A 3,158-nucleotide genomic window follows, 5' to 3' on the forward strand; every position below is an offset into this window, starting at 1 on the left:
GGCCCCGGCAACGTCGTGACGATCGAGGTCGACCCGGCGGTGGCGGAGGAGGCCCAGCGCCGGTTCGCCGCGACGGACCTCGCGCCGTTGTCCGTCGTGGGCGACGGCTCCACGGGGTACGCGGAGAAGGCTCCGTACGACCGGGTAATCGCTACCTGTTCGATCGGGACGCTTCCTTACGCGTGGGTGCAGCAGACGCTGGCCGGAGCGGTCATCGTCGCCCCGTGGGGTCCGCCATACGGAGGTCAGGGCATCGCGCGGCTGACAGTCGGCGAAGACGGTACGGCGTCCGGCCCGTTCGTCTTGTCCTCGGCGTTCATGCGCCTGCGGGACCAGCGCGAAACGTTCCCGCCCACGAGTGCCTACCTCGGCGACGAGGAGTGGCCGGCGAGGGGCGACAAGAGACTGTCGGGCCTGTCGCCCGACGACATGGGCGACTGGCACCACATGTTCACCCTCGGCGTGCAGGTGCCGGACCTGTTCTGTCGCCCGGTCTGGGGCAAGGACGGGACCTATCGGTTGTGGCTGTTCGACATGGCCGCATCGTCGTGGGCTACGGCCGACTTCGAGAAGGGACGTACCGAGTACGGCATCGTGCAGTCGGGACCGCGCCGGCTGTGGGATGAGGCCGAGACCGTGATCCGCTGGTGGAGAGCCGAGGGTGAGCCGCGGTTCGACCGGTACGGGCTGACGGTCTCGCCACACGGTCAACGGGTTTGGCTCGACAACCCGGACAACCCGGTACCCGTCCGGGTGCCGTAGGACTCCGCCACGTCCCGTGCCCCGTGCGGGATGAAGCGGACAGCGGGGCCCTCGTCGTACGCGCTGTGGGCCCCGTGCCCATCCTGGCGTTCCCTCCCGGCAGATAGGCGGGGCTATTAGCCTCGGGCTTTCGCGAGGTGCGGTGTCCGATGGGTGATCACGTAAGCAGAAAGTGCCTCTGACCAGCGAGAATATGGAATGTCGAGATCCCTGTTCCCGCCACCGTCGGAGGCACTTCCCAGGTGAAGAAGCGTATCGGGTCCTATCCGCGTGTCCGCGCCGAGGGCGGTGGTCGTGGGGTGGTCTCGCAGGCCGGTGGTGTGCTGCTTGTCGAGACGATCCGCAAGTCCGGGCTGGATCAGGCGATGTCGGCGGCATTGGCGTCGTGGCGGCGTCCTCGTGCGGTGCACGATCCGGGCAAGGTCCTGCTGGATGTGGCTCTTGCGGTCGCGCTGGGCGGGGACTGCCTCGCCGACGTCGGGATGCTGCGGGCGGAGCCGGGTGTGTTCGGTCCGGTGGCCTCCGATCCGACCGTTTCCCGGCTGATCGATGCCCTCGCCGCGTCCGGATCGAAGGCCCTGACAGCGATCCGCACCGCGCGGGCCGAAGTCCGATCGCGAGTCTGGAAGTTGGCCGGTTCTGCGGCTCCGGACGCGACCGGGCAGGTGATCGTGGATCTGGACGGAGTCCTGGTCCTGGCGCACTCGGAGAAGCAGGACGCCACCGCGACATGGAAGAAGACCTTCGGCCACCATCCGCTGATGGCCTTCGTCGACCACGGACCGAGTGGCAGCGGAGAGCCGGTCGCCGCCCTGCTGCGGCCCGGGAACGCGGGCAGCAACACCGCGGCCGACCACATCGAAACGACTCAACTGGCACTGGCCCAGCTGCCGAAGAAACACCGGCGCGGACGGTCCACCCTGATCCGCACCGACTCAGCCGGCGGCACCCACGAGTTCGTGGCCTGGCTGACCCAGCGCGGCCGCTGGCTGTCCTACTCGGTCGGCATGGCCATCACCGATGTCATCCATCAAGCGGTGTTGAAGGTTCCCTCCTCGGCGTGGACGCCGGCCGTCGAGCCCGGCGGCGAGATCCGCGACGGCGCCTGGGTCGCCGAACTCGACGGCGACTGTCTCAAGGGCTGGCCGAAGGGGATGCGGCTGATCGTCCGCAAGGAACGACCCCACCCCGGAGCCCCGTTGCGTTTGACCGACGCCGACGGTCTGCGGCTGACGTGCTTCGCGACCAACACCGCTGACCTCGCGATCGCTGATCTGGAATTGCGGCACCGCCGACGGGCCCGCGCCGAGGACTGCATCCGGGCTGCCCGCGCCACCGGCCTGCGCAACCTGCCCCTTCACGACACCGCGCAGAACCGGATCTGGCTGGAGATCGTCCAGCTCGCACTCGACCTGCTGGCCTGGATGCCGATGTTCGCTCTGACCGGCAAAGCCCGCTTCTGGGAACCCCGCCGGCTCCGGCTCCGGCTGTTCTCCGCCGCCACCCAGCTCGTCACCAGCGCCCGCAGACGCCACCTGAGATTCGCCCGCCACTGGCCCTGGACCGACGTCATCACAGGCGCACTCCAGCGACTCGACGCACTCCCGAACCCTGGCTGACCAGCCAGTTCCCTCCCCTACGAACCTGAAGAACCCGCCGGAGACGTGGAACCCGGCGCCCACCCGACGCGACAGCCGGGCTGCCGCCCTGCCCACAACCGGTCCGGACAGCCGAAACGGCCCGCCGAAGAACTCGACGGACCGTCACGAAAGATCGAGGTTAGTCTTACCCGGCGTCGGTAGCGGGGCGCCATAAGTCCGCAACCATGACGCTCGACCGGTACGGGCATGCTGTGGCGCGACCGGCTCGGCGAGGCGGCGGATGCTCTCGACGCGAAGCGGCAGTTCATGTTCGCGCGGCGGAAAGAACTGGCGACGTTCGCCGGTCTGCTCGATCAGCCGCCATCAAGAGGGCCGCCCGCGCGGGTGACCCTCTGGATTCATGTGTGCGGAATGCGTACCGCCCGCCTCGGGAACCCCAGACGGGCAGTGAAGAACTGGTCTCTGACCAGCCCGTTCGCGCTGTGCCCCCGGCAGGATTCGAACCTGCGACACCCGCTTTAGGAGAGCGGTGCTCTATCCCCTGAGCTACGGAGGCGTGGGCCGCCCGTAGGGCGACCGCGACCCAGACAGGTTAGCGGATGGCGGGAGGGGCGGTGCGGGCGTGGGTGCGGGCTGCGGCCCGGGGGCGCTCGCGTGTCGCCCGGTAACGGCAGCGGCTACTGTTCGGGAAGGAGGATTCGGGTATTTCCTCCCATTCTGGCGGAGGGCGGTCCATGAGCGCTGTGGATGGCGAGGGTCCGGGACGGCCGCCCGGTACGCGGCTCGATGGTCTGC

General features: G+C 69.0%; 2 protein-coding genes and 1 tRNA gene. 2 read left to right on the forward strand and 1 reads right to left on the reverse strand.

From position 1 onward, the window contains the following. On the forward strand, positions 1-762 hold a 762-nt coding region (locus ACRDP3_RS26925; RefSeq protein WP_431519615.1), incomplete at its 5' end, for a methyltransferase domain-containing protein. Positions 763-1,004: 242 nt separating this feature from the next. Continuing rightward, positions 1,005-2,381, forward strand: a complete 1,377-nt coding sequence (locus ACRDP3_RS26930) for an IS1380 family transposase (protein WP_431519616.1) — start codon at positions 1,005-1,007, stop codon at positions 2,379-2,381. A 465-nt stretch (positions 2,382-2,846) separates the two neighbouring features. On the opposite strand, the gene ACRDP3_RS26935 is transcribed toward ACRDP3_RS26930, so the two are convergent. Beyond that, positions 2,847-2,919, reverse strand: a tRNA-Arg gene (locus ACRDP3_RS26935). Positions 2,920-3,158: the final 239 nt, after the last annotated feature.

It is taken from the genome of Streptomyces sp., from assembly GCF_050698815.1.
Classification (GTDB): Bacteria; Actinomycetota; Actinomycetes; order Streptomycetales; family Streptomycetaceae; genus Streptomyces.